This window comes from Ruegeria sp. HU-ET01832 (assembly GCF_040371315.1).
GTDB lineage: Bacteria > Pseudomonadota > Alphaproteobacteria > Rhodobacterales > Rhodobacteraceae > Ruegeria > Ruegeria lacuscaerulensis_A.
The window spans coordinates 171824-195813 of record NZ_BAABWL010000005.1; the positions used below are offsets into that span (position 1 = coordinate 171824).

Sequence of the window (23990 nt, forward strand, 5' to 3'; positions counted from 1 at the left end):
AGCCCGTCAATCGCCTACAGAGTCTGCAACCAAAAAACCAACGGGAGATTTCCAGAATGTCTGACGGCCCAAGCTACGGTTTCGACACGCTTCAGATTCATGCGGGCGCACGTCCCGATCCGGCGACAGGTGCGCGCCAAACGCCAATCTACCAAACCACCGCTTACGTGTTCCGCGACGCCGATCACGCCGCTGCGCTGTTCAACCTGCAAGAAGTGGGCTTCATATACTCCCGCCTGACCAACCCGACCGTGGCCGTTCTGCAAGAACGCGTCGCCACGCTGGAAGGCGGCGTTGGGGCTGTGTGTTGTTCCTCGGGTCACGCCGCGCAGATCATGGCGCTGTTCCCGCTGATGGGACCGGGCTGTAACGTCATTGCCTCGACCCGCCTTTACGGCGGCACGGTCACTCAGTTCAGCCAGACCATCAAACGCTTTGGCTGGTCCGCTAAATTCGTCGACATGGACGATCCCGAGGCGGTAAAAGCCGCGATTGATGACAACACCCGTGCTGTGTTTTGTGAATCCATTTCGAACCCCGGCGGCTATGTGACCGATATTCGGGCGATGGCTGACATCGCCGACGAAGCCGGCGTACCGCTGATTGTCGACAACACTTCGGCAACACCTTACCTGTGCCGCCCCATCGAACAGGGCGCGACACTGGTGGTGCACTCGACCACCAAATACCTGACCGGGAACGGCACCGTCACCGGCGGCTGCATCGTGGATTCGGGCAAATTCGACTGGTCAGCGAATGAAAAGTTCCCCTCGCTCAGCGAGCCCGAGCCAGCCTATCACGGGTTGAAATTCCACGAGACCTTTGGTCCGCTCGCCTTTACCTTCCACGGCATCGCAATCGGTCTGCGCGATCTGGGCATGACCATGAACCCGCAAGCCGCCCACTACACGCTGATGGGGATCGAGACCCTGTCGCTGCGGATGGAGCGTCATGTCGAAAACGCACAAAAGATCGCGGCCTGGCTCGAGGCGGACGACCGCGTCGATTATGTGACCTATGCGGGCCTGCCCTCGTCGCCCTATCACGACCGGGTCAAGGCACAATACACCAAGGGTGCCGGTGCCCTGTTCACCTTTGCTGTAAAGGGCGGCTATGACGCCTGCGTCAAACTTGTGAACGCGCTGGAAATCTTCAGCCACGTCGCGAACCTTGGCGATGCGCGGTCGCTGATCATCCACTCGGCCTCGACCACGCACCGTCAGCTGACACCCGAACAGCAAGAGGCCGCAGGGGCCGGTCCGGGGGTTGTCCGCGTTTCGATCGGGATCGAAGACGTCAATGACCTGATCGCGGATCTGGACCAGGCTTTGGCAAAGGCGACTGCCTAAATCATGCCGCAGCACACGGTGAACGCACTTGGCCAACCCGTGGGCATGCCGGTCTCGGGTGAGTTTCCTCGCCCGACGCCAGCTCGCACGGGCATGCAGGGTCGGTTCTGTTCAGTGGTGCCTTTGGACGCGAAACAGCATACGTCCGGTCTGTACCGGGCGTTTGCCGAAGACAAGGACGGTCGAAACTGGACCTATCTGCCCGAAGAACCAATAACATCAGAAGTGGCTTTCGCAGATTGGATGGTTTGGGCGGAGAACAGCGCAGACCCGTTGTTTCACACGGTGCTTGACGGCGATGGAGCTCCAGTTGGGCATGCCACATATCTGCGCATTCAGCCCGACGCCGGGGTCATCGAGGTCGGGTACATTCATTTCTCACCCTTGTTGCAGCGCACCCCTCTGGCCACCGAGGCCATGTATCTGATGATGCGCCGCGTCTTTGATGAGCTTGGCTATCGGCGCTATGAGTGGAAATGCGACGCCCTGAACGCCCCCTCGCGCAGCGCGGCCGAGCGGTTGGGCTTTGCCTTCGAAGGTGTTTTTCGCCAGGCAACCCACTACAAGGGGCGCAACCGGGACACCGCGTGGTATTCAATTCTGGATAGTGAATGGCCACGCATCCGGACTGCGTTCGAAACATGGCTATCGCCAGAAAACTTCGACCAATCGGGCCAGCAGCGTCACGCACTGCAGGCCCGAGCAGCTGAGTAGTATTTATTCGGATATCGCAAATTCCATCGTGACATTGACCGAGACTGAAATCTCACCGCCTGCCACCGGAACCCCCGCCGAATCCGCAACTTTGAATTCGCGCATCTGCGCGGCAGGGCGGATACCTCCGACATGCTCGTTGATCTGTTGCACAGGCCCCAAAGTCAGCGAGGCAGCCTGCGCCAGTTGCTCTGCCTTGGCAGTTGCTTCGGCCACTGCCTTGGCGCGGGCTTGCACCTCAAGCGGTTTAGGGTCCTGAACACCAAAGCTCAGCCCCCCGAAGTCATTTGCGCCATCTTGGATGACGGCATCCATTACGGCACCCAGTTGTGTTAGGTCACGAACCCGTACGAATACTCGGTTTGATGCCGAAAAGCCCGAAATCTCGGGTCGGTCGCCGTTGGGGTTATTTCGGCCCGACCAAACCGGCGAGAGCGACAGATCCCTTGTTTGGACATCCCGTGCTTCAATGCCCATCTGCTCCAGACGCTCCAATATCGCCGACACCGCGTCGGACGTCGCCTGCATCGCGTTTGCGGCCTCGGCATCCTCATGTGTCACTCCTAGTGTTATGGTCGCCATATCGGGCACCGCCAGAGCGGTCCCAAGGGCGTCGACAGTAATGCGACGTTCTTCCGCATGGGCCATACCTGCCGCCGTTGCAGCCATCAAAGCCGCTAAAAAAGCGTATTTCTTCAAGGTCTTCCCTCCGATCTCTTTATCATAAACATGGGGTGGCAACGGTCTGCCGAACAAGGGGGAAACCCGGCTTTTTCTTTCCCTCGGCAAGATCCTGCTTTAATGTCAGTCTGCGGACAGAATGACTGTCTGCTTAGACGATGACAATTATGGTTCTTCCGGATTATGAAACCCGCTTTTGCGCTGTCTTTTTCTACTGCCGGAATTTCTTTGCACCACTTTTCAGATGGTGACTGGTTCTGCGTTGGTGATGTCTCGCTGGATGCCCCGGATTTTTCGGATCAGGTCAAAGCACTGCGCGACAAAGGATTCGCGCTGGAAAATGACCTAAATTGCAAGCTGGTCCTACCGGCCGATCAGGTTCGGTTCCTCAGCCTTGAAACCGGCGATGAAGATGCCACAGGACAGAGCCTATTGGTTCAGACCGCGTTAACGGATGCGACGCCCTATACGCTTGAAGACCTGAGATACGACACCGCATCCGACGGCGCGGTGATACATGTGGCAGCGATCGCCCGGCAGACGCTGGATGAGGCAATGGCATTCGCCAACGACTACGGCTTTGTTCCGACCCAGGTCACGACCAACACCGACGAGCAGGACTACCCATCCGAGCCTGAATTCCTGGCACCAAGAAACACGGCCCCCGCAGAAGAGACTCCCGTTTCGGCGCTTCCGGTGCACGCGATCGCGGCCGAAGAAAAGCCAATGGAATTCCGCGCAGCGGCGACTGCAGAGCACCATGAGGTGTCACTTTCAAACCGTCTTGAAGGATACGGTATACCGATCAGCGCCGCGGCTGCTCTGGGTATCGCCGCCGTTTTGATGTGGGCTTTCCTTGGGTCGGGTGATGATGATGCCACTCTACCGGAAACGGCACTTGTCGAAGAAGCAACGCAGGAGACACCACCCAAAACCGCCGTGTCTGAAGCAGAAACCCCGGAATTGTCCCCAATCACAGTCGAACCCGAGCCAGCTGAAAAGCCAACGGAATTGACCGCTGTCGAACCGGCACCAGAAACCTCAGTTGAAGACACCGATCCCAAAGCGCCCAAGGTTTCGCCGACCGATGCCGCCATTCTTGAGGCTTTGAAGATTGCACCCACCGAAGTCGAGCCGATTGAAACAACCCCCGAACCAGAGCAGCTGCATGCTGGCGCGCAAATAGGCTCGGTTGAGCCTCTGTCTGGTCCTGCGTCGGAATCGCCTGATGCCCAATTTATAGCGTCAACCGATCGATCAGACCTGTCGCGCGATGCCGTGGCTCCCCCATTGGTGACCGGGTTTGCGATGGGTGACATATACTCCCAACCCAGAGAACCCAGCGCTTCAGGGACGCGGTTTGATCTGGACGAACGCGGACTTGTGAGCGCAACAGCAGAAGGCACGCTGAATCCGGACGGTGTTCTAGTTTTCCTTGGCCGACCGTCAAAAGTCCCGCCAGAAGTACCAGTCCGTTTCGAACAGGAACCAATTGAAGAAGACCCAACGACCAGACTGGCAGAGCTGCGGCCCAACCCTCGTCCATCCGATCTGATAGAACGGTTCGAACGGCAGCAACTTGGCGGACGAACTCTTGCCGAATTGGCGGTTCTTCGGCCCAAGCTACGTCCGGCGTCGTTGCAACAAAGCCCACAGGTAGACGAAACACCAACCGCGCTGGCAGTTGTTCGCGTCCCACGCCCGAAACTGCGCCCTGCCGGTGTTAACAGACCTGCGAGCACCAACGCTGTTAGTCTTGGGTCGACCGCCGCGATAGAGCGCAGCACCAACGAACCTGACACTTTCCAACCGCGGGCGGTGGCTCCGAAAATTCCGTCATCGGCGTCGGTTGCACGGCAGGCAACGATCGACAACGCAATCAACCTGCGAAAACTGAATCTCATAGGCGTGTATGGCACCCCGGCAAACCGTCGCGCGTTGGTGCGGTTGCCCAGCGGGCGCTACAAAAAGCTGAAGGTTGGGGATCGTCTGGATGGCGGCAACGTTGTCGCGATCAGTGACAGCGAATTGCGATATCAAAAACGCGGTCAGAACGTTACGCTGAAAATGCCCAGAAGTTAAAGGCGGCACAGGTGATGCGCCGCCCAATTTACGCATTAGATAACCAGCTCAGGCCGCTGATATTTCACCACTTTCGATCTGCTCGCGCTCGATGGATTCGAACAGCGCCTGAAAGTTGCCCTCGCCAAATCCATCGTCACCTTTGCGCTGGATGAACTCGAAGAATATCGGCCCAATCACTGTTTTTGAGAAAATCTGAAGCAATATCCGCGTTTCGCCGCCGTCCAGAACGCCTTCGCCGTCGATCAGAATGCCGTGTTTCATCATCCGATCCAGTGGCTCTTCGTGGTCGACCACGCGGTCTTTGGACATATGGTAATACACTTCGTTTGGGCCGGGCATGAATTTCAACCCCTTTTCGGCAATCGCATCCGTCGAGGCATAGATGTCCTCGCTGCCGACGGCGATATGCTGGATGCCTTCACCCTTGTACTTTTTCAGATAAGAGACGATCTGCCCGGTCTCGCCGCGATCTTCGTTGATCGGGATGCGAATACGGCCACATGGCGATGTCAGCGCACGGCTGTAAAGCCCTGTGAACTTACCCTGAATATCGAAAAAGCGGATCTCACGGAAGTTGAACAAATCGCCGTAAAACTTGAACCACTTGTCCATATTTCCCTTGTAGACGTTGTGGGTGAGGTGATCGAGGTAATAAAACCCGTCACCCCGTGGCTTGGACTGTTCGGTCCACTTGAACTCTTGGTTGTAGGGAGACGTCTCATAATATTGGTCGATGAAATAAATCAAAGACCCGCCGATCCCTTTGATCGCAGGTACGTCCATCGTTTTGTCCGCAGCATCATAGGGCTCGGCGCCCTTGCTGACCGCGTGTTCATAGGCTTTTTGCGCATCCACGACGCGCCACCCCATCGCCGGTGCACAGGGGCCATGTTCTGCAACAAACTTAGCTGCAAAACTGTCCGCATCCGCATTGAGGATGTAAGTCACATCGCCTTGCTGCCAAAGTTCCACCGATGGCTTCGTCTTATATTGACCGACCAACTCAAAGCCCATCTTGGTGAAAAGATCACGCAGCTCTTGCGGGTTGGGATGGGCAAATTCGACAAATTCGAAACCGTCGGTTCCGGCGGGGTTTTCGTTGCTGATGACAGATTTCGGGGCGTTATGTGGGAAGGGTCCCATGGCGCGTCTCCGTGAAAACAGGAATTTCTTTGCTGATTCCAAAATACGCCTTATTCGGCGCTGTTTCTGCGCATTGTTTTCGAGTAAACTAGGTGGAAACGCGCGATGTCCGCACCAAAACAGATTTTTACGAAAGAAGTCCGCATATGCTGGATTCCACCGATACGCGACTCTTATCAGCACTTCAGACAAATGCGCATCTGACGGCGCATCAGCTGGGTGAGATGCTGAACCTGTCGCCCAGTCAAGCCGGCCGCCGTCGTCAAAGGCTGGAGGCTGAAGGATACATCACCGGCTACGCCGCGCGTCTGGACCCGCTGAAGCTGGGGCTGCAGGTACAAGGCTTTGTTCAGGTCCATCTCGGCACTCACGGTCCGGAACAATCCGAAAGCTTTGCCCGCATGGTCGACACCCGGCCCGAAATCACCAGCGCTTGGACGATGACAGGTGAGGCAGATTACCTGCTTCATGTCTATTGCGACGATCTATCCGCCCTCAATCGCTTGCTTCATCAGGTGATACTGCCGCATCCTGCGGTAGCACGTGTGCAAAGCCAGATCGTTATGGACCAACTCAAGCGCGACGCGCCCCTGCCTACCTGACCCAAAGAGGATAATATGGACGATTTCCTTTACCAGGCTTCGATCTATCTGGCTGCCGCCGTGATCGCTGTGCCGCTGTCGGCGCGCCTGGGGCTTGGTTCGGTCCTGGGATACCTAGCTGCAGGGATCGTCATCGGGCCCATGTTTGGACTGGTCGGCGCCGAAACCGAAAGCCTGCAGCATGTGGCCGAGTTCGGCGTGGTCATGATGCTGTTCCTGATCGGGCTGGAACTGGAACCCCGCGCTTTGTGGGACATGCGCGAGCGCTTGCTGGGATTGGGTGGCCTTCAGGTTTTGCTGTCTACCGGAGTGATCGCGGGCGTTGCCATCTACGCCAATCATCCGTGGTCCGTGGCACTGGCAGTCGGTTTGACCTTGTCTTTGTCCTCAACAGCGATCGTTTTGCAAACCTTGTCCGAAAAAGGCTTGATGCAAACGAACGGAGGGCGCGCGACTTTCTCGGTGCTTTTGACGCAAGACATTGCAGTGATCCCGATCCTTGCGCTGCTACCGTTGCTGGCCCTGCCAGCGATTCCGCAAATTCAGAATGACGGTTCCATAAACAGGGCCGCAACGGACCTTCACGACAAGGCGCATCACAGCTTGTCACTGGTCGAAGGCCTGCCGGGCTGGGCCGTCACATTGGTCACTATCGGTGCCATTGCCTTTGTTATTCTGGCTGGTGTCTACCTGACCCGCCCCCTATTCCGCTTTATCCATGCTACGCGCCTACGTGAGATGTATACGGCATTGGCATTGATGATCGTTGTCGGGATTTCCTTTTTGATGACGTTGGTTGGCCTTTCCCCGGCCCTAGGTGCGTTTCTGGCGGGGGTAGTACTGGCCAGCTCGGAATTCCGGCATGAGATGGAAAGCGATCTGGAACCCTTTAAGGGTCTGTTTCTTGGCCTGTTCTTCATCACCGTCGGGGCCGGAATTGACGTCGCCTACTTCTTCAATGATCCGTTTGATCTGATCGGGTTGGCCCTTTTAGTCATCCTCGTCAAAGGGATCATTCTGTTTCTGGTCGGCCGCGCGTTTAAATTACGTGGTCGCGATCATTGGCTGTTCACGCTGGGGCTGGCGCAAGCGGGCGAGTTCGGGTTTGTTCTACTTGCCTTTTCGACCCAGCAGAACGTCATCCCGCCCGATTTGTCACAAAAGCTGCTGATGATCATCGCTTTGACCATGTTGATCACGCCGCTTCTGTTCATCATCTATGATCTGTTGTCGCGCCGGATGAGCGACGGCGCTCCGACACCCGAACCCGATGAGATAGATGAAAAAGGCCCTGTGATCATTGCCGGGATTGGCCGTTTCGGTCAGATCGTCAACCGGTTGGTTCAGGCCAGTGGAACCAAGACGGTCGTTCTGGACCACGACATTGAGACGGTCCAACTGATGCGTCGGTTCGGCGTCAAAGGGTTTCTGGGCGACCCTACCCGTCCTGAATTGCTGCGCGCCGCTGGCCTGGAAAAAGCTGCTGTTTTGGTGGCCGCGATGGACGATCCCAAACAGGTTACTCGTCTGGTGGGGTTCGCACGTCGTCAGCGACCCGATTTGCACATTATCGCCCGCGCCCGGGACAGAACCCATGTCTATGAACTGTATCAGGCTGGCGCCAATGATATCGTGCGCGAGATGTTTGACGGATCACTGCGCGCCGGTCGGTATGTTCTGGAAAACATCGGCCTGAGCGAATACGAGGCCGCGCAGGCCGAACAGACCTTCTATCATCACGACAGGATGTCGGTACGCGAGTTGGCCGAGCTTTGGATTCCCGGAATGCCGACAGCCGAGAACAAGAAATACATCGAACGGGCCCGCCAGTTCGAAAAAGATCTCGAAACCGAGCTGTTGGAACTGGCCGAAAAACACGCCAAAAAGTCAGCCTGACCCAAAGGGTCAGGCCATAAGATCAACCGTCTGACACGCCCGCCTCGGCAAAAGTTGCCATGCCAGAATGACAGGCCATTGCGCTTTTGAGAATATTGATCGCCAGAGCGCCGCCCGATCCCTCGCCTAGTCGCAAACCAAGGTTCAGCAGCGGCTGTTTGCCCAGCTTTGCCAAAACCGCGCCATGGGCACCTTCGGCACTTTGATGTCCAGCGACGGAATGATCCAACGCGCCGTCGGCGACATCCGCCAAACACGCAGCGGCGGCCGAGCAGATGAAACCATCCAAGATGACCGGGATGCGCAGTACCCGCGCTGCCGCGATCGCTCCAGCCATGGCGGCGATCTCGCGTCCGCCGAGACAGCGCAGAATTTCGATCCCATCACCCGTGCCGCCATGCAGCGCAACGCCCTCGGACACAACACGGGTTTTATTCGCAAGACCAGCGTCGTCTACACCGGTGCCCCGGCCCGTCCAGTCCGCAGCGTCACCGCCAAACAAGGCGCAGGCAATTGCGGCAGCCGGGGTGGTGTTGCCAATTCCCATCTCGCCAACCACCAACAGATCGGCGGTTGCGTCTACCGCGTCCCACCCCGTGCGAAGCGCGGCCAACACCTCGACCTCAGACATCGCAGGACCCGCGGTGAAATCCGCTGTTGGACGGTCCAACTCAAGCGCATGTACATCCATGGTCGCGCCAGCCGACTTAGCAAGCTGGTTGATGGCCGCTCCGCCATGCTCAAAGTTCATCACCATCTGAACGGTGACTTCCGGTGGAAATGCAGACACACCCTGCGCCGTTACGCCATGGTTTCCGGCGAAAACAATCACCTGCGGTGCCGAAATCTGTGGCCGCGCATCCCCGCGCCAACCCGCATACCAGATGGCCAGATCCTCAAGCCGCCCCAATGCGCCGGGTGGCTTGGTCAGTTGCCCGTTTCGGTCTGCGGCTCCGTTCACAGCGTCCTGATCAGGGCCCGGCGCACGAAGAAGGGCATCTCGAAAGGAATTTAGGTCTTTAAGTTCAGGCAGCATCCAAAGCCTCGTTGCAACAGAGTGGTCCTGTGTGTTTAACCGAAGCTATCCATCCAACAAGACCCTGAAAGGCGTGGAAATGGCAAAAAACGACACGGTGCCCATTTCCTTGTGGGATATTCCGCTGGCTTTGGTCTTGTTGACGCGTTTGCCCGTCCCCAAACTGCCTTCGCAGGTATTTGCGCGACAGGCCAGCGCTGCATGGGCCTTTCCTTTCGTCGGAGCTATTCTTGGCGCTTTGGCCTGCTGTGTCGGTTGGGCTGCGATGTCGATCGGACTGAACGCCACAGCCAGTGCCATTTTGGTGGTAACCGCACTAATTCTGTCCACTGGCGCCATGCACGAGGATGGCCTGGCAGATACAGTTGACGGGTTTTGGGGCGGCTTCACCCCCGAACGTCGGCTGGAGATCATGAAGGACAGCCACATTGGCACGTATGGCGTTCTGGCGTTGATCCTGTCACTTTTCTTACGCGTCACCTTGATCGAGACGCTGATCGCGGCCCAGTATTTCTCGGCAATTTTGGCCGCAAGCGTCTGGTCGCGCGCGATGATGCCTCCTGTTATGGCCAGCTTACCAAATGCACGAGGGTCGGGGCTGAGCCAATCGGTTGGCGCCCCAAAGATATCTATTGTCGCAGGCGGCGTCGGATTGGCGTTCGGGATTTGCGCGGTTCTGATCGGGATTTCCGCTTTAGCGGCCGTTCTGTTGAGCGCGCTGGCAGTTTTGGCTCTGGCAATGGTCGCAAGGTCCAAGATCGGCGGTCAGACAGGCGACGTACTGGGCGCGGCTCAGCAAATCTCTGAAATCGCTATGCTGCTGACATTGGTTACTTTGCTTTAGGACGAGCCACCTGTCTCAATCCGCAGCACCTCGCCGCAGTGTTTGCAATGAACTGCATCGGGGTCGTGACGGAATAGGCCGCAACTCGGGCATTTGTAGCGCACCTTCTGCGGCATGAAAATTGCCTGCGCGAGACGCACAAATAGCGCAACACCGACCACCATAATGAAAACTGAAAAGAGTTTACCACCCGGAGTGGCCAATGTGATGTCCCCGAAACCAGTGGTGGTCAGCGTCGCCATCGTGAAATATAGCGCGTCGATATAGGCTGTCTGGCTGTTCTCAGGGATGAAGAATACCAAAACAGCTGTCGAGGTCACGAACACAAAAACCAAAAGGTTGATGGCCGCGATCACCGCATCTTCATGTGTGCGGAAAAACGAGCTGTCGCGGCGCAGGTCTCGCAGCAAGTGATACGAATGAATCAAGCGCAACGCCCTGAGAATACGCAAAAACGCCAGATTACCAGTGATCAGGGGGTCAAGCATCAAAGACAGAATGACTACCACATCCGCCAGTGTGTAAACCTTGAGGAAAAGCTGCCAGGGTTTCTTTGCGATCCACAGACGGGCAGAAAAATCCAACAGGATCAAAAAGCCCACGATCATGCTGGCGGCTGAAATTCCGGGACCATGAGGAATATGCGCCGTGGCAATAAAGAAAACGATAGTTCCGGCGTCGAACAGGATCAGACAATATCGGAACCAGACCGACACCGGATCGTGGCCGATATACAGATACCTGAGAGTTTTCTTTATCCTTGCCATCTATCCGCCTCTACCAAAACGGAAATTAGCGGATTTTCCTCAGTTCACCAAGCCCGTCAAACGGAAAAGGCCGCCTGTGATACAGGCGGCCCATCGAAATCTGTAGCCGGTCGATTAGGCGGCGCGCGATGTCAGGACTTCGTCCACCTGTTTGGCCGCAGACACCTCGCCTGCCCCTGAAACGGCGGCAACTTCACGGGTCAGACGCTCAAGCGCAGCCTCGTACAGCTGACGTTCGGAATAGCTTTGTTCGCGCTGATCATCGGTGCGGTGCAGATCGCGGACAACTTCGGCGATCGAGATCAGGTCGCCTGAGTTGATTTTCTGTTCATATTCCTGCGCCCGACGCGACCACATTGCGCGCTTGACCTTGGCCTTACCTTTCAAGGTTTTCATCGCCTGACTGATGACGTCCGGTGAGCTCAGCGACCGAAGACCAGATTCCGATGCCTTGTTGGTCGGAACGCGCAAGGTCATCTTGTCTTTTTCAAAAGAAATCACGAACAGCTCGAGCGAATATCCCGCGACTTCCTGCTCCTCGATCGAGATGATCTGTCCTACGCCATGGGCTGGGTAGACAACATAATCGTTCGGGCGGAACTCAAGCTTTTTCGACTTAGACATACAGGTTCATCCTTGGTTAAATGAGCTGGACAACAGACAACAATACGCCCCAACCCGCGCCACTCTGGCCCGGTCAGGCGGTTTGTTTGTCTAAAAATCAAAACTCCAAAGCGTACATACTTACGGAGTCATCCCCAGCTCAGTCATCATTCAGCTACCAAGTATATCACAAAAATGCGACACACGAAAGCAGCGTGGATAGTCAAAGCACTAAATTTGATTAAAAACAGAATCTTAAGAGGATTTCTTGCTCTTAAACTAAAGAGTTTAGGCGGCGAATCGCTTAGCCGCCTTCACCCGGTGCTTCCGAGAAATACTTCTCCATTTTACCCTCTTCACCGTCGCGTTCTTCGGCTTCGGGCAGCGGGTCTTTTTTGGTAATGATAACTGGCCACATTTCCGAGTATTTCCGGTTGAACTCGACCCATTGGTCCATGCCCGGCTCGGTGTCGGGGCGGATGGCGTCGGCGGGGCATTCGGGTTCGCAAACGCCACAGTCAATGCATTCGTCCGGATGAATGACCAGCGTGTTTTCACCTTCATAGAAACAATCCACCGGGCACACTTCGACACAGTCGGTGTATTTGCAGCCAATGCAGTTTTCAGTGACAACGTAGGTCATGTTCGGATTCCCGTTTGCGCTTTGGACGTCTAGCTAAATCAGTATGGCGTCAGCTTCAAGATAGGATCAGCTATCGAGATTGCGAGAAAGATCAAGCGCGCGCCGATCTTTCTTGGTTGGACGACCTTTTCCTTCAAAGCTTGGATTTCGCGGCGGCTTGTCCTGCTTTTCGGTCAAATCCGTATACAGCGTTTGTGCCTCGGGGGCCGGGCCGCGCCGTTCGCCCAGTTTTTCCACCCGCACAACGCGCACGATGCGGGCCTGCGGAAAGGTCAGAACGTCTCCGGGGCTGATGGCTGTCGCCGGTTTCAACACCCGGTTGCCGTTTACGCGCACATGGCCGCCGCTTACCTGTTTGGCCGACAGGCTGCGGGTCTTGAAGAACCGCGCCTGCCATAGCCATTTGTCGATCCGCAGCTTGGCCTCGGACATGCGCGTTTAGTTGCTGTCCTTCAGCCCCATCAACGCAGCGGCGAAGGGGTTGTCGGGGTCAATGGCTTTCTCTTTCTTGGGCGGACGGGCCGAGAAGGATTTCGCGCCTTGCGGCTTGCCACCCTTTTTGCCCTGCGGGCGGCGGTTGTCCTGAGGTTTGCCACGCGGCTTGCCCTTGCCCTGCCCCTGTTCGCGGCGCGGGCCACGATTTTGCTGACGCTGACGGCCCCACGTGAAGGTGTAGAACACCTCAACCTCGGGCTCATCACTTGCGGGTTCTGCGACCGGAGCCTCGGCTGCCGCCTCGGTACTTTCGGTGGCCTCGGCTGCCGCCTCGGCAGGTGCGGCGGCCTCATCTGTCGCACCTGCGTCTGCCGGGGTTTCCTCAGTCACAGGTTGCTCGGACGCTTCTGCCGCAGGTTGTTCAGCAGGAGCGGCTTTGACCTTTTCACGCTCGCCACGCTCGGCCTTGTAACCCAAGCCTTGCATCAGGTCGGCGAATTGTTCCAGAGTCATACCGGTGATCGAGAGCATGTCGGGCTTGGCTTCGAACCCACCACGACTGTCCTCGGAGCGCAGCATGTCGGCCAGACGTTCCAGCATGTCGATGCGGATCGAACGCTCACCGGCATCGCGGTAACCGCACATTGTGTCATAGCCCCGCGGCGCGTCCTTGGCGACGGGCACCGTGACCAGACCCGGAGGTGGCGCTTCGGGAAATTCCTGCAAACCACCCGCAAGCGCCCACAGAACAAGACGAAGGCGCGTCGGCGCAGGTTTCAGCAGCAGCGGCATGAAGATAGTGAACTGCCCGAACCGGATGCCGTGCTTGCGCAGCGCGCCGCGGGCGTCCTGATCCAGATCCTTCACGTCATGCGCGACCTGCGCGCGAGGCAGAATGCCCAATGCCTCGACCATGCGGAAGGCAAACCCCTTGGCCAGACCGCTCAGCTCCTCGTCCCGTGACAAGTTCAGCAGCGGTTCAAACAGCGCAGCCACCTTGCGGTCGATGAAGTGCTGCAAGCGGCGCTGCACTTTTTGTTCGACGTCGGGGCCTGCGGCTTCATCCACGAAGACCTCGACCATGGGCTTGAGCGGTTCTGCCCCGGCTACCAGCTTGCCGACGGCATATTCGCCCCACATAAGGCCACCTTGTTCGGTGAAATCAATTTCGGTATCGGGCGCGTTGTAAAAGCGGTCGGCGCGCAGATGGAATTGCGGCGCGAGGGCCTGCAAGGACGCCGATTTCAAAGCTTTCGCCTCGGTCCCCTGCGCAGCCTTGTCCGGGCTAAACCGGAACCCTTCCAAACGACCGACGAATTCGCCTTCGACGGTCACTTCACCCTTGTCATTTACTTCGGCCAAAAGGGCCTCCTTCTGTTTGAGCCGCCGCAGCAAAACGGATGTGCGCCGGTCCACAAATCGTTGGGTCAGACGGTCATGTAATGCATCTGACAGCCTGTCTTCTACAGTGCGCGTTTCCTCACGCCAATGGGATTCGTCACGCACCCATCCGTTTCGTTGCGCAACATATGTCCAGGTGCGAATATATGCTAGCCGTTTGGAGAGCGCATCAATATCTCCGTCCGTCCGATCAATCCGGCGGATTTGCCGCGCCATGAAGTCATCAGGGATCGACTGGCGTTCGTGCAGATGCCCGTAGATCACCTCGAGCAGGCTGGCATGTTCCGAATGGCTGATGCCGCGAAAATCGGGGATTCGGCACACATCCCACAGCAAGCGCACGGATTGAGGATCGCTGGCGCGGGCCATGACCTCGGTCACTTGTGACAGCGATTTCAGCACGTTCAGATCGTCGGCGGGCCGTGCTTTGAGCAGGTTTTCGTTGTCGGGACTGATTTCTAGCGAGTCGATCAGCGCCTCGATGGATCCGAACCGCAAGGCAGCATTCCGCCAGTTCAGCTTTTTCATCGGCGTGAAGCGGCTGTCCATGATCGCTTGTGCCGTGCCTTCGTCCAACGGCGGGGCCTCGCCCGTGACGCCAAACGTGCCATCCGACATCCCACGCCCGGCCCGGCCTGCGATCTGGGCCAGTTCGTTTGGGGCCAAGGGCCGCATCCGCCGACCGTCAAACTTGGTCAGCGAAGAAAACGCCACGTGATTCACGTCCAGATTCAAGCCCATACCGATGGCGTCGGTTGCGACCAGATAATCAACTTCGCCATTCTGATACAGGTCCACCTGCGCATTCCGGGTGCGCGGGCTGAGCGCACCCATGACCACGGCCGCCCCGCCCTTTTGACGACGCAGCAGTTCCGCGATGGCATAGACGTTATCAACCGAGAACCCGACGATGGCGCTGCGTGGAGGCATCCGGCTGATCTTTTTCGACCCGGCATAGACCAGTTGAGACATCCGTTCGCGCCGCACAAACTGTGCCTCGGGCACCAGCGCTGATATGGGACCACGCATGGTGTCCGAGCCTAGGAACAGCGTCTCGCTTGTACCGCGAGACCGCAGCAGACGGTCGGTGAAAACATGGCCGCGCTCGGGGTCGGTACAGAGCTGGATTTCGTCGATTGCCACGAAATCGGCACCCATGCCTTCGGGCATCGCCTCGACCGTGCAGACCCAGTATTGGGTGCGCGGCGGCACGATCCGTTCTTCGCCCGTAACAAGCGCCACGACGGACGGCCCGCGAATGGCGACGATCTTGTCATAAACCTCGCGCGCCAGCAGACGCAGCGGCAGGCCGATAACACCTGTCCGGTGGCCCAGCATCCGCTCGATCGCGTAATGAGTTTTGCCTGTATTGGTTGGGCCCAGTACGGCCACGATTCGGGATGACCCGCTCACTCTTGCCCCCTGCCCCTTAGAGGGACGAGCCCTCGACCTGAGGCTTCAGTCGATTCACCGCATTGGTTACTTCTTCATGATGGGGATGTATAGCCAATGCACGCTCGTAGATAGCCAGCGCTTTGTCCGGTTGGCCAATAATCTCAAAGATCAGGCCAAGACCGTAAATCGCTTCGTAATGGTTCGGGTTAAGTGTCAGCGCATATTCCAGATCAGCGGCTGCCAAGCCAAACCGTTCAACCCCAAAAAATGCCGACGCGCGTACGTGCCACCCTTCTGCAAAGTCAGGCGCATGATCGGTCAGCGCCGTCAGATGTTCGATAGCCGCCTTTGTATCACCGTCATCCAGCGCCTCACGTCCCCGTTCCAGCAACAGATCAGCCGAGGCTGAACCCGATAACGACCACAGAGACTTGAGTTGACGATCAATGCCAATCGCTTGATCGGGTGTTGATTGCGCCAGTTGCTGCAATAGCTCGGCTTCATCCCGTGAATCTGCCTGCTGTGCAAGACAAGGGATGGAAAACGTGACTAGCAGCGCGGTTGCCGCGACGATACCTTTGAGATTGGTGCTTGCAATGCTCATAACAACGGTCAGTGTAGCGTAGCGCAGGAGGATGTCCATTCCCTGTGCTCAAATCAAAGTGAGGAGAACCATGAGCGACACTCTGGAAAAAGCCGCAGCGGCGCTGAACGAAAAACTGGCCGACAGCGGCTTTGGCGCATCCGCCAAGTTTGCCATTGAAGGTGTGGGTTCGATTGTTCTGGACGGCAGCGGCGCGCGTGTCAGCGACGAAGATGCTGACGTCACCATGAACGCTGATGTCGACACGTTCGAACAAATCCTTAGCGGTGAGCTGAACCCGACCGGTGCTTTCATGACCGGCAAGCTGACCGTCGATGGTGACATGGGTGTCGCCATGCAACTGGCATCGGCGCTGGCCTGATGGAAATGTCGTCGGCCCCTTTGTTCGAAGACGTGGCCGGCGCACCCGCCGGTGGACAGGCCCATTGGCTGACGACCTCTGACAGGGTTCGCATCCGAGTGGCTCACTGGCTGCCACAGGGTGATGCGGTCGGGACAGTGTTCATGTTTCCTGGCCGTACAGAATATATTGAGAAGTACGGCAATGCCGCGACTGAGTTTGTCGGGCGTGGATTTGCATTTCTGGCGATCGACTGGCGTGGTCAGGGGCTGGCCGATCGCCCTCTGGACGACCCGCGTGTCGGACATGTCGATACGATACCGGATTATCAGATGGATGCTCAGGCCGCTTTTGCGCTGGCCACAGAGCTGGATCTACCCAAACCGTGGCACGTCATCGGTCACTCGATGGGCGGTGCCATTGGCCTGCGGGCTGTACTTGAAACTGACAAGTTTGCCACCTGCGCCTTCACGGGACCGATGTGGGGGATTTTCTTCACGCCGCTGATGAAACCGCTGAGCCGTTTGACCGCCTATTGGGGCCCTCGGTTCGGGCTGGGTGAGAAAACCCCGCCCACGACATCTTTGGAAAGCTACGTCCTGTCGCAACCGTTTGAAGGCAACGTGCTGACACGCGATCCGGCGATGTACCAGATGATGAAGGATCAGCTGAACGCCCACCCCGAGTTGACGCTTGGCGCACCCTCGACAATCTGGCTGCGCGAGGCGCTGGACGAATGCGCCTGGTTGATGGAGCAGACCGCCCCCACCATTCCGTGCCTGACTTTCCTTGGAACCCATGAACAGATCGTCGACCGCAAGGCGATCCGCGCCCGCATGGCAAACTGGCCCAGCGGTACGCTGGAGGAAATCCCCGACGGGGAACACGAGGTTTTGATGGAAGCGCCTGAGGTCCGCGGCCCCGTTTTCGACCAGTTGGCGGCGCATTTCATGGCTGCCGAACGTGAACCTGCCCTGTCTGACTAACACCCCGCTTGTGATCCCTGCCCGGCACGCCTAGATGTTGGCGAAAGCTGTTATTTCGAGGTGATCCATGCGCGACCTTCCCTTCCCCGTCCGTGACGCAAACGCAGTCGGCGGGTCCGACAATCTTGGCAACCTGCCGGAATGGGACCTGACGGACCTGTACAGCTCGGAAGAGGCACCGGAATTGTCGCGCGATCTGGACTGGCTGGAAGGCGAATGTGCGTCCTTTGCCGCAGACTACGAGGGCAAGCTGGCCGATCTGGATGCCGATGGACTGCTGCAATGCGTCCTGCGTAACGAAAAGATCAACGCCATTGCCGGTCGGATCATGTCCTTCGCCGGTCTGCGGTACTACCAGCTGACCACCGATGCGGACCGCGCCAAGTTCCTGTCGGATATGCAGGAAAAGATCACCATCTTCACCACGCCGCTGGTGTTCTTCACGCTTGAGATCAATCGTATCGACGATGACGCGCTGAAAGCCCGGTTCGACGCCAACGCGGATTTGGGCCGGTACGAACCCGTCTTTCGCCGCATCCGCGCGATGAAGCCCTATCAACTGTCTGATGAGCTGGAAAAATTCCTGCACGATCTGGGTGTTGTCGGCGATGCATGGGAACGTCTGTTTGACGAAACCATCGCCGGTCTGACCTTTGACATCGAAGGCGAAGAGCTGAACATCGAAGGCACCCTGAACCTGCTGACCGAGCAGGACCGGACCAAACGCGAGACCGCCGCCCGCGAATTGGCGCGGGTGTTTCAGGACAACGTCAAAACCTTTGCCCGTGTTCACAACACACAGGCCAAAGAGAAAGAAATCGTAGACCGCTGGCGCAATATGCCAACCGCTCAAACCGGTCGCCACCTGTCAAACGACGTGGAACCCGAAGTGGTTGAGGCTCTGCGCGAAGCTGTGGTCGCCGCCTATCCTAAACTGAGTCACCGCTATTACGAGCTCAAGCGCAAATGGCTGGGGCTGGACGTGATGCAGGTCTGGGACCGCAACGCGCCCTTGCCGATGGAAGACACGCGCATCGTTGGCTGGGACGAGGCCGAAAAGACCGTGATGGATGCCTATAACGCGTTTGACCCGCGCATGGGCGATATCGCCGCCCCCTTCTTCAGCAAAGGCTGGATTGATGCCGCGGTGAAGCCGGGCAAAGCGCCAGGTGCATTTGCGCATCCGACCGTGACCGACGTGCACCCCTACGTGATGCTCAACTATCTGGGCAAACCGCGCGACGTGATGACCCTGGCGCACGAGCTGGGTCATGGTGTCCACCAAGTACTGGCCGCCGGTCAGGGCGAGATGCTGTCCTCTACTCCGCTGACACTGGCCGAAACGGCCTCGGTCTTTGGTGAGATGTTGACCTTCCGCAAGATGCTGGATCAGGCCGAAACCCCCGAACAGCGCAAAGTACTGCTGGCAGGTAAGGTCGAGGACATGATCAACACGGTCGTCCGCCAGATTGCGTTCTATGATTTCGAATGCAAACTCCACGCCGCCCGCCGCGAAGGCGAGCTAACGCCCGACGACATAAACGCCTTGTGGATGAGCGTTCAGGCCGAAAGCCTTGGCCCCGCGTTCGAATTCATGGACGGGTATGAGACATTCTGGGCCTATATCCCACACTTCGTCCACTCACCCTTCTACGTCTACGCCTATGCGTTTGGCGACGGCTTGGTGAACGCCCTCTATTCCGTCTACGCAAGCGGGTCCGATGGGTTCGAGGACAAGTATTTCGACATGCTGCGCGCCGGTGGTTCGATGCACCACAAGGAACTGCTGGCCCCGTTCGGGTTGGACGCGAGCGATCCCAAGTTCTGGGATAAGGGCCTGTCGATGATCTCGGGCTTTATCGACGAATTGGAAGCGATGGAGGGCTGATCATTTCTGGTTTTTGGTGGTCAGAAACACGGCCAGCACGATCAGCACACCCCCAAGGGCCGCAATCGGCGTGATTGCGGCCCCCAGAAACAGTGCCGAATTGATAAAGGTGAACACGACCGAGGCCGCAAACATCAAGGTTGCGGTCAAGGTCGAAACCCGCGCAGCAGCCTCGTACCACAGGTAATAGGCGCAGGCGGTCGGCAGCACGCCCAGCAGGATCAGGAACACGACGTCATTCACCGTTGGAACCTGCATCGAAAACGCGGCAAGCGGCAGCAGAAGAACCCCAGAACACAAGAAGATGCCGAACAGGAAGTTCAGCCGCTCGCCGGTCGATTTCGAATTGCGCATCGCTCGACTGCTTGAGATCAGGAAGACCGCCCAGCTTAGCCCGGCACCGATTTCAAGAAGATCCCCGAATAAGGGCTCTCCACCTCCTTGAAAGTCCCGGAAAACGGTCAGAAAAACGCCCAGAATTGCCAAAACTGTGGCCAGAACATCGGTTCGCGTGACCGGTGTATCCGCAAAGAAATAAAGGAAAACCAGCACGAAAAAGGGCGCTGTGTTCTCCAAAACCATCGCATTGGCCGCGCCGGTATGTTCAAGCCCGATGTGGAACAGGATATAGTTCACAACGGTCGACAATACGGCCAGACGGAAATTCCAGTCACTCAACCTGATCGAGACGGAAACCCGCATCAGACGCAACATGCAACAGATCGCCAACGCCGCGATGAACAGGCGCGAGACCGCGATTTGCAACCCGCCCAGATCGCTGGTCAGATAGCGCACGATGACGCTATGCGTACCCCACAAGAACGCAGCCAGGAACCCAAGAACCAATCCATTCTGCAACAGGGGCTGTTTTGGCATGGGCTCAGGCATGGACTATTTCAACTGACTGTCCTTGGACCCGCGCCGATTGATCCCGGACCGCGCTTTAAACGCACCGTCCCTATCCTGCTGGCAATCCAGACAGAGTTTCACCCCCGGCAAGGCAAGTCTGCGTTTCTCGGGGATCGGCTCTTCGCATTCTGCGCAATGGGTCAGGCTTTCGCCCTGAGGGCGCTTTTGCGCCTGCATCCGGGCCAGTTCGTCGGATATCGACGCCTCGATCTGTTCACTCACCGCGCCGTCACGCGCCCAGCCGCCAGCCATTGGTCGCCTCCTGTTTGGGTGGCGACCAGATTAAGTCACGGGGCCCATGTGTGGCAAGTCAGAGCGGCACTGCACCTTCGAACACGCGGTCAATCACCTCTTGCGTCCCTCGTGAAAACTCAAGTGAGCAAGGATAATCCGCCCCTTCACGCACTGAACGACAGAATGCCTCGACCTGCAGTTTATAGTGATCATCACCGGGGAACCGTGTGACCTGAACCTCAAGCCCCGGACGATGCAGTTCGACGCGTGCTTCGCCAAAGACCCGCGCGTTGAACGGTGCCGTCAGGCGAATAACGCCGCCCTCGCCGTGGAAGACCATCTCTTGATGGGGATGCATACGGATCGAAACGTAACTGGAATATGTAAAATCAGGGAACTGAGCACGAATTTCGGTGAAGGCATCAATACCGTTCTCCCACCGGATTGCAGATTGCACCGACACCGGTTCCTGCCCGGTAGCGAACCGTGCGCTGCCAATCACATAGACGCCGATGTCGCGCAGCCCTCCGCCACCGGTTTCCGCACGATTGCGGATGTTTTCGGTTTCCGCACGATTGTCAAAACTGAACGCCCCCGTCACATGCACGAGCTTACCAATAGCGCCATCTGCGATCAGCTTGCGCGCGAACTGCCACTGTGGATGATGCACGATCATATAAGCCTCGGCCGCCAGCAACCCGGTTTCATCCCGTTTAGCGATCAAGGCGTCAAACTCATGTGCCTGCATGGTCATCGGTTTTTCGCACAACACATGTTTGCCAGCGTCCAGCGCCTTCAAAGACCAATCTACATGCATGTGGTTCGGCAATGGAATATAAACCGCCTCGATCTGCGGATCAGCCAGCATCGCATCATAACTGTCGTAAACGGTCAGGTCCGGGCAAAACGCCTGAAAAGGTTCGGCCTTTTCCGGGCTGGACGTCGCCAATCCGGCAAACCGCGCCCCATCCGCTGCATGAATGGCCGGTGCCATGAACCGACGCGCGAAATTCGCGGCGCCCAGTACACCCCATTGAACAGGTTTTTGCATTGATCCCTCCCACATTCTCGCAACGTCGTTATCGCTAACGGCAAAATCTCTGCTGTTCTAGCAATGTCTGGACGCGAAGTCAGGCTTTTATCTGCTTCAAACGAACGTAAGCTGACATCGCATACTGAAAGGAACCGGGAATGCGCAGATTTCTTAAGTGGGTCGGAGGGCTGACAGGAGCAGCAATGGCCGCTGGGTTGTTGATTTTCTTTGTTTTTTTGCCGCCCTATATCGAAGGCAAACGCAACAACGTCATCGACCACGCGCCGTACCCAGTGACAGATGCAGCCGCCGCGTTACACGAAAGTTTGATCGTGGGCGACCTGCACGCTGACCCCCTGCTATGGAGTCGCGACCTGACCGAACGCGGTACGCGAGGACAGGTGGACATCCCCCGACTGATCGAAGGAAACGTTGCCCTGCAGGTCTTCACCGCGGTAACGAAATCCCCTGCTGGCCAGAACTATGAGGCCAACTCGGCCGATGCGTTCGACAATATCACCCTCCTGGCGATCGGGCAGCTTTGGCCGCTTCGAACCTGGGACAGCCTCATGCAGCGCGCAGTCTATCAAGCTGAAAAGCTGCATCAGTTCGAGGCAACCTCGGGTGGAAAACTGAAAGTTGTCAAATCCCGCAGTGATCTGGAGGACGTGCTGGCCGCACGTGCGAGCGGCCAAGCCGTTGTTGGGGGTATCCTCGGCATCGAAGGGGCCCACGCGCTTGAGGGGGATCTGACCAATCTGGATGCCCTGTTTGACGCCGGTCATCGGGTGTTTGGCCTTCAGCACTTCTTTGACAATGAATTGGGCGCATCCTTGCACGGACAGGCGAACACCGGACTGACGGAATTCGGTCGCGACGTTGTTGCCCAATTGGCCGAAATGCCCGTCGTCATCGACCTCGCCCATTCCAGCCCTCTGGTCGCACGGGATGTGATCGCGATGACGGACGTTCCACTGATAGTCAGCCATGGCGGGCTACACGGCTTCTGCGCCGTCAAACGGAACTTTCCCGATGATCTGATGCAAGAGATCGCGGCCACCGGAGGCGTAATCGGCATGGGATACTGGGCCGACGTAACCTGCGGAGATATCACCCCTGCAGGCGTGGCCAAGATGATCAAGGCGGCAGTCGATACTGTTGGGGAAGATCACGTCTCGCTTGGGTCGGATTACGACGGGTCGGTCGAGACCGCGTTTGACACGTCTGAACTTGCGGCGCTGACCTCGGGCCTGTTGAGCGAAGGTCTGACCGAGGCGCAAATCCGCAAGGTGATGGGCGAGAACATGGTTCGCGTGTTTCGCCAGCAGTTGGCCCAATAAAAAAGCCCGCCGAGGCAGGCGGGCTTTTAATCACACCGGCCTGATTACATCTGGCCCAGCATTCCCTTCTCACGCGCGAGATCGCGCATTTTCTTCTGCAGTTTTTCGAACGCTCGTACCTCGATCTGGCGAATGCGTTCGCGGCTGACGTTATACTGCGTGCTCAGTTCTTCCAGCGTCACAGGCTGATCCATCAGGCGGCGCTGGGTCAGAATGTCCTTCTCGCGGTCGTTCAGAACCTCCAGCGCGGCCGCCAGCAGTTCACGCCGAGCGTCCAGCTCGTCGCGCGCCTCATAGTCGCCTGCCTGATCAGCGTCTTCATCCTCAAGCCAGTCCTGCCACTGCATGGTGCCTTCGCCTTCGGACCCGACGGTCGCGTTCAGCGAGGCATCGCCACCGGACATCCGGCGGTTCATGCTGATGACTTCCTCTTCGGTCACACCAAGATCATTGGCGATCTGAGCGACATTCTCGGGGCGCAAGTCACCCTCTTCCAACGCGCCGATACGCGCCTTGGCCTTGCGCAGGTTGAAAAACAGCTTTTTCTGCGCCGAGGTCGTGCCCAGTTTCACCAGCGACCACGACCGCAAGATGTATTCCTGAATCGAGGCGCGAATCCACCACATCGCATAGGTCGCCAGACGGAACCCTTTTTCCGGGTCGAACCGTTTGACGGCCTGCATCAGGCCGACATTGGCCTCGGAAATCACCTCGGCCTGCGGCAGACCATAGCCGCGATAGCCCATGGCAATCTTGGCCGCCAGACGCAAATGCGACGTGACCATTTTATGAGCCGATTCAGTATCTTGCTCTTCAACCCAGCGCTTGGCGAGCATGTACTCTTCTTCTGGCTCAAGCAGGGGAAACTTACGAATTTCCTGCATATAGCGGTTAAGTCCGCCTTCCGGCGTCGGCGCGGGGAGATTTGCGTAATTTGCCATAATTCATGTCCCTCCGACAAATGTTTAAGTTGTTAACATAGGATATGGGAGGTCATCCCCATACGTTCAAGAGGTACCGTTAACAGTTTGGGATTAACGATTGATAAAGGAAAGATAAGAA

Annotated in this window: 23 protein-coding genes; 10 read left to right on the top strand and 13 right to left on the bottom strand. The window is 57.5% G+C overall.

Going from position 1 to position 23990, the window contains the following annotated elements; genetic code table 11:
- Nucleotides 1-56: 56 nt before the first annotated feature.
- Both ABWV79_RS15900 and ABWV79_RS15905 read left to right on the top strand, forming a co-directional pair.
- Complete coding sequence (locus tag ABWV79_RS15900) at nt 57-1349, top strand: O-acetylhomoserine aminocarboxypropyltransferase/cysteine synthase family protein (protein ID WP_353393131.1); 1293 nt, start codon at nt 57-59, stop codon at nt 1347-1349.
- A 3-nt stretch (nt 1350-1352) separates the two neighbouring features.
- The gene (locus ABWV79_RS15905) at nt 1353-2063 is read left to right on the top strand and encodes a GNAT family N-acetyltransferase (protein WP_353393133.1); all 711 of its coding nucleotides are present in this window, start codon (nt 1353-1355) and stop codon (nt 2061-2063) included.
- 3 nt (nt 2064-2066) lie between these two features.
- Here ABWV79_RS15905 and ABWV79_RS15910 read toward each other — a convergent pair whose 3' ends face one another.
- On the bottom strand, nt 2067-2762 hold the full coding sequence (locus tag ABWV79_RS15910; RefSeq protein ID WP_353393135.1) for an SIMPL domain-containing protein: 696 nt from the start codon (nt 2760-2762) through the stop codon (nt 2067-2069).
- A 165-nt stretch (nt 2763-2927) separates the two neighbouring features.
- Here ABWV79_RS15910 and ABWV79_RS15915 point away from each other — a divergent pair, with 165 nt between their 5' ends.
- A complete protein-coding gene (locus ABWV79_RS15915; RefSeq protein ID WP_353393137.1) occupies nt 2928-4826 on the top strand; it encodes a hypothetical protein in 1899 nt (632 codons plus the stop codon).
- A 48-nt stretch (nt 4827-4874) separates the two neighbouring features.
- Here ABWV79_RS15915 and hppD read toward each other — a convergent pair whose 3' ends face one another.
- Nucleotides 4875-5972 carry a 4-hydroxyphenylpyruvate dioxygenase gene (gene hppD / locus ABWV79_RS15920; RefSeq protein ID WP_353393139.1) on the bottom strand — a complete coding sequence of 366 codons (1098 nt, stop codon included), beginning with the start codon at nt 5970-5972 and terminating at the stop codon, nt 4875-4877.
- 146 nt (nt 5973-6118) lie between these two features.
- On the opposite strand from hppD, the gene ABWV79_RS15925 reads away from it, so the two are divergent.
- Together ABWV79_RS15925 and ABWV79_RS15930 are read left to right on the top strand one after the other, a co-directional pair.
- Nucleotides 6119-6574, top strand: coding sequence for an Lrp/AsnC family transcriptional regulator (locus tag ABWV79_RS15925; protein WP_170352849.1), 456 nt, complete (start codon nt 6119-6121; stop codon nt 6572-6574).
- Nucleotides 6575-6589: 15 nt separating this feature from the next.
- Nucleotides 6590-8470: a monovalent cation:proton antiporter-2 (CPA2) family protein gene (locus ABWV79_RS15930; protein ID WP_170352848.1), complete on the top strand. Its 1881-nt coding sequence runs from the start codon at nt 6590-6592 to the stop codon at nt 8468-8470.
- A 22-nt stretch (nt 8471-8492) separates the two neighbouring features.
- Here the strand turns inward: ABWV79_RS15930 and cobT are convergent, their stop codons facing one another.
- Entirely contained in the window at nt 8493-9506 is a 1014-nt protein-coding gene (gene cobT / locus ABWV79_RS15935) for a nicotinate-nucleotide--dimethylbenzimidazole phosphoribosyltransferase (RefSeq protein WP_353393141.1), read from the bottom strand.
- A gap of 79 nt (nt 9507-9585) precedes the next feature.
- Here cobT and cobS point away from each other — a divergent pair, with 79 nt between their 5' ends.
- Complete coding sequence (gene cobS / locus ABWV79_RS15940; RefSeq protein ID WP_353393143.1) at nt 9586-10350, top strand: adenosylcobinamide-GDP ribazoletransferase; 765 nt, start codon at nt 9586-9588, stop codon at nt 10348-10350.
- On the opposite strand, the gene ABWV79_RS15945 is transcribed toward cobS, so the two are convergent.
- From ABWV79_RS15945 to ABWV79_RS15970, 6 genes are all read right to left on the bottom strand, one after another.
- Nucleotides 10347-11117 (bottom strand): ion channel, encoded by a 771-nt coding sequence (locus ABWV79_RS15945; RefSeq protein WP_170352845.1) that lies wholly within the window; start codon nt 11115-11117, stop codon nt 10347-10349. The two genes, cobS and ABWV79_RS15945, sit on opposite strands and share 4 nt — an antisense overlap.
- A gap of 114 nt (nt 11118-11231) precedes the next feature.
- Nucleotides 11232-11741 carry a CarD family transcriptional regulator gene (locus ABWV79_RS15950; RefSeq protein WP_353393145.1) on the bottom strand — a complete coding sequence of 170 codons (510 nt, stop codon included), beginning with the start codon at nt 11739-11741 and terminating at the stop codon, nt 11232-11234.
- A gap of 283 nt (nt 11742-12024) precedes the next feature.
- Nucleotides 12025-12363, bottom strand: coding sequence for a ferredoxin FdxA (fdxA, locus tag ABWV79_RS15955; RefSeq protein WP_170352843.1), 339 nt, complete (start codon nt 12361-12363; stop codon nt 12025-12027).
- A gap of 66 nt (nt 12364-12429) precedes the next feature.
- Nucleotides 12430-12795, bottom strand: a complete 366-nt coding sequence (locus tag ABWV79_RS15960; RefSeq protein ID WP_353393147.1) for an RNA-binding S4 domain-containing protein — start codon at nt 12793-12795, stop codon at nt 12430-12432.
- A 6-nt stretch (nt 12796-12801) separates the two neighbouring features.
- On the bottom strand, nt 12802-15612 hold the full coding sequence (locus tag ABWV79_RS15965; protein WP_353393149.1) for a helicase-related protein: 2811 nt from the start codon (nt 15610-15612) through the stop codon (nt 12802-12804).
- 16 nt (nt 15613-15628) lie between these two features.
- Complete coding sequence (locus ABWV79_RS15970) at nt 15629-16237, bottom strand: tetratricopeptide repeat protein (RefSeq protein WP_353393151.1); 609 nt, start codon at nt 16235-16237, stop codon at nt 15629-15631.
- 31 nt (nt 16238-16268) lie between these two features.
- Between ABWV79_RS15970 and ABWV79_RS15975 the strand changes: the two genes are divergently transcribed.
- From ABWV79_RS15975 to ABWV79_RS15985, 3 genes are all read left to right on the top strand, one after another.
- Nucleotides 16269-16559, top strand: coding sequence for an SCP2 sterol-binding domain-containing protein (locus ABWV79_RS15975; RefSeq protein WP_353393153.1), 291 nt, complete (start codon nt 16269-16271; stop codon nt 16557-16559).
- Entirely contained in the window at nt 16559-17524 is a 966-nt protein-coding gene (locus ABWV79_RS15980; RefSeq protein ID WP_353393155.1) for an alpha/beta fold hydrolase, read from the top strand. The genes ABWV79_RS15975 and ABWV79_RS15980 overlap by 1 nt, the downstream gene beginning before the upstream one ends.
- Before the next feature lie 67 nt (nt 17525-17591).
- Nucleotides 17592-19412: a M3 family oligoendopeptidase gene (locus ABWV79_RS15985; RefSeq protein ID WP_353393157.1), complete on the top strand. Its 1821-nt coding sequence runs from the start codon at nt 17592-17594 to the stop codon at nt 19410-19412.
- Here the strand turns inward: ABWV79_RS15985 and ABWV79_RS15990 are convergent, their stop codons facing one another.
- Genes ABWV79_RS15990 through ABWV79_RS16000 form a run of 3 tightly spaced genes read right to left on the bottom strand, consistent with a single transcriptional unit; the run spans nt 19413 to nt 21606 of the window.
- Nucleotides 19413-20300, bottom strand: coding sequence for a DMT family transporter (locus ABWV79_RS15990; RefSeq protein ID WP_170756392.1), 888 nt, complete (start codon nt 20298-20300; stop codon nt 19413-19415).
- Nucleotides 20301-20303: 3 nt separating this feature from the next.
- Nucleotides 20304-20573 carry a DksA/TraR family C4-type zinc finger protein gene (locus ABWV79_RS15995; protein WP_170352835.1) on the bottom strand — a complete coding sequence of 90 codons (270 nt, stop codon included), beginning with the start codon at nt 20571-20573 and terminating at the stop codon, nt 20304-20306.
- A gap of 58 nt (nt 20574-20631) precedes the next feature.
- Nucleotides 20632-21606, bottom strand: a complete 975-nt coding sequence (locus ABWV79_RS16000; protein WP_353393160.1) for a Gfo/Idh/MocA family protein — start codon at nt 21604-21606, stop codon at nt 20632-20634.
- Between the two features lie 140 nt (nt 21607-21746).
- On the opposite strand from ABWV79_RS16000, the gene ABWV79_RS16005 reads away from it, so the two are divergent.
- Nucleotides 21747-22928, top strand: coding sequence for a dipeptidase (locus tag ABWV79_RS16005; RefSeq protein ID WP_353393161.1), 1182 nt, complete (start codon nt 21747-21749; stop codon nt 22926-22928).
- Between the two features lie 44 nt (nt 22929-22972).
- Here the strand turns inward: ABWV79_RS16005 and rpoH are convergent, their stop codons facing one another.
- Nucleotides 22973-23869 carry an RNA polymerase sigma factor RpoH gene (gene rpoH, locus ABWV79_RS16010; protein ID WP_170750687.1) on the bottom strand — a complete coding sequence of 299 codons (897 nt, stop codon included), beginning with the start codon at nt 23867-23869 and terminating at the stop codon, nt 22973-22975.
- Nucleotides 23870-23990 lie beyond the last annotated feature (121 nt).

Coding starts and splice junctions, on each gene's coding strand:
- rpoH (WP_170750687.1), bottom strand. CDS start 23,869: ATGGCAAATTACGCAAATCTCCCCGCGCCGACGCCGGAAGGCGGACTT.
- hppD (WP_353393139.1), bottom strand. CDS start 5,972: ATGGGACCCTTCCCACATAACGCCCCGAAATCTGTCATCAGCAACGAA.
- fdxA (WP_170352843.1), bottom strand. CDS start 12,363: ATGACCTACGTTGTCACTGAAAACTGCATTGGCTGCAAATACACCGAC.
- cobT (WP_353393141.1), bottom strand. CDS start 9,506: ATGCTGCCTGAACTTAAAGACCTAAATTCCTTTCGAGATGCCCTTCTT.
- ABWV79_RS15905 (WP_353393133.1), top strand. CDS start 1,353: ATGCCGCAGCACACGGTGAACGCACTTGGCCAACCCGTGGGCATGCCG.
- ABWV79_RS15945 (WP_170352845.1), bottom strand. CDS start 11,117: ATGGCAAGGATAAAGAAAACTCTCAGGTATCTGTATATCGGCCACGAT.
- ABWV79_RS15960 (WP_353393147.1), bottom strand. CDS start 12,795: ATGTCCGAGGCCAAGCTGCGGATCGACAAATGGCTATGGCAGGCGCGG.
- ABWV79_RS15925 (WP_170352849.1), top strand. CDS start 6,119: ATGCTGGATTCCACCGATACGCGACTCTTATCAGCACTTCAGACAAAT.
- ABWV79_RS15970 (WP_353393151.1), bottom strand. CDS start 16,237: ATGGACATCCTCCTGCGCTACGCTACACTGACCGTTGTTATGAGCATT.
- ABWV79_RS15915 (WP_353393137.1), top strand. CDS start 2,928: ATGAAACCCGCTTTTGCGCTGTCTTTTTCTACTGCCGGAATTTCTTTG.
- ABWV79_RS15990 (WP_170756392.1), bottom strand. CDS start 20,300: ATGCCTGAGCCCATGCCAAAACAGCCCCTGTTGCAGAATGGATTGGTT.
- ABWV79_RS16000 (WP_353393160.1), bottom strand. CDS start 21,606: ATGCAAAAACCTGTTCAATGGGGTGTACTGGGCGCCGCGAATTTCGCG.
- ABWV79_RS15980 (WP_353393155.1), top strand. CDS start 16,559: ATGGAAATGTCGTCGGCCCCTTTGTTCGAAGACGTGGCCGGCGCACCC.
- ABWV79_RS15950 (WP_353393145.1), bottom strand. CDS start 11,741: ATGTCTAAGTCGAAAAAGCTTGAGTTCCGCCCGAACGATTATGTTGTC.
- cobS (WP_353393143.1), top strand. CDS start 9,586: ATGGCAAAAAACGACACGGTGCCCATTTCCTTGTGGGATATTCCGCTG.
- ABWV79_RS15975 (WP_353393153.1), top strand. CDS start 16,269: ATGAGCGACACTCTGGAAAAAGCCGCAGCGGCGCTGAACGAAAAACTG.
- ABWV79_RS15985 (WP_353393157.1), top strand. CDS start 17,592: ATGCGCGACCTTCCCTTCCCCGTCCGTGACGCAAACGCAGTCGGCGGG.
- ABWV79_RS16005 (WP_353393161.1), top strand. CDS start 21,747: ATGCGCAGATTTCTTAAGTGGGTCGGAGGGCTGACAGGAGCAGCAATG.
- ABWV79_RS15900 (WP_353393131.1), top strand. CDS start 57: ATGTCTGACGGCCCAAGCTACGGTTTCGACACGCTTCAGATTCATGCG.
- ABWV79_RS15930 (WP_170352848.1), top strand. CDS start 6,590: ATGGACGATTTCCTTTACCAGGCTTCGATCTATCTGGCTGCCGCCGTG.
- ABWV79_RS15995 (WP_170352835.1), bottom strand. CDS start 20,573: ATGGCTGGCGGCTGGGCGCGTGACGGCGCGGTGAGTGAACAGATCGAG.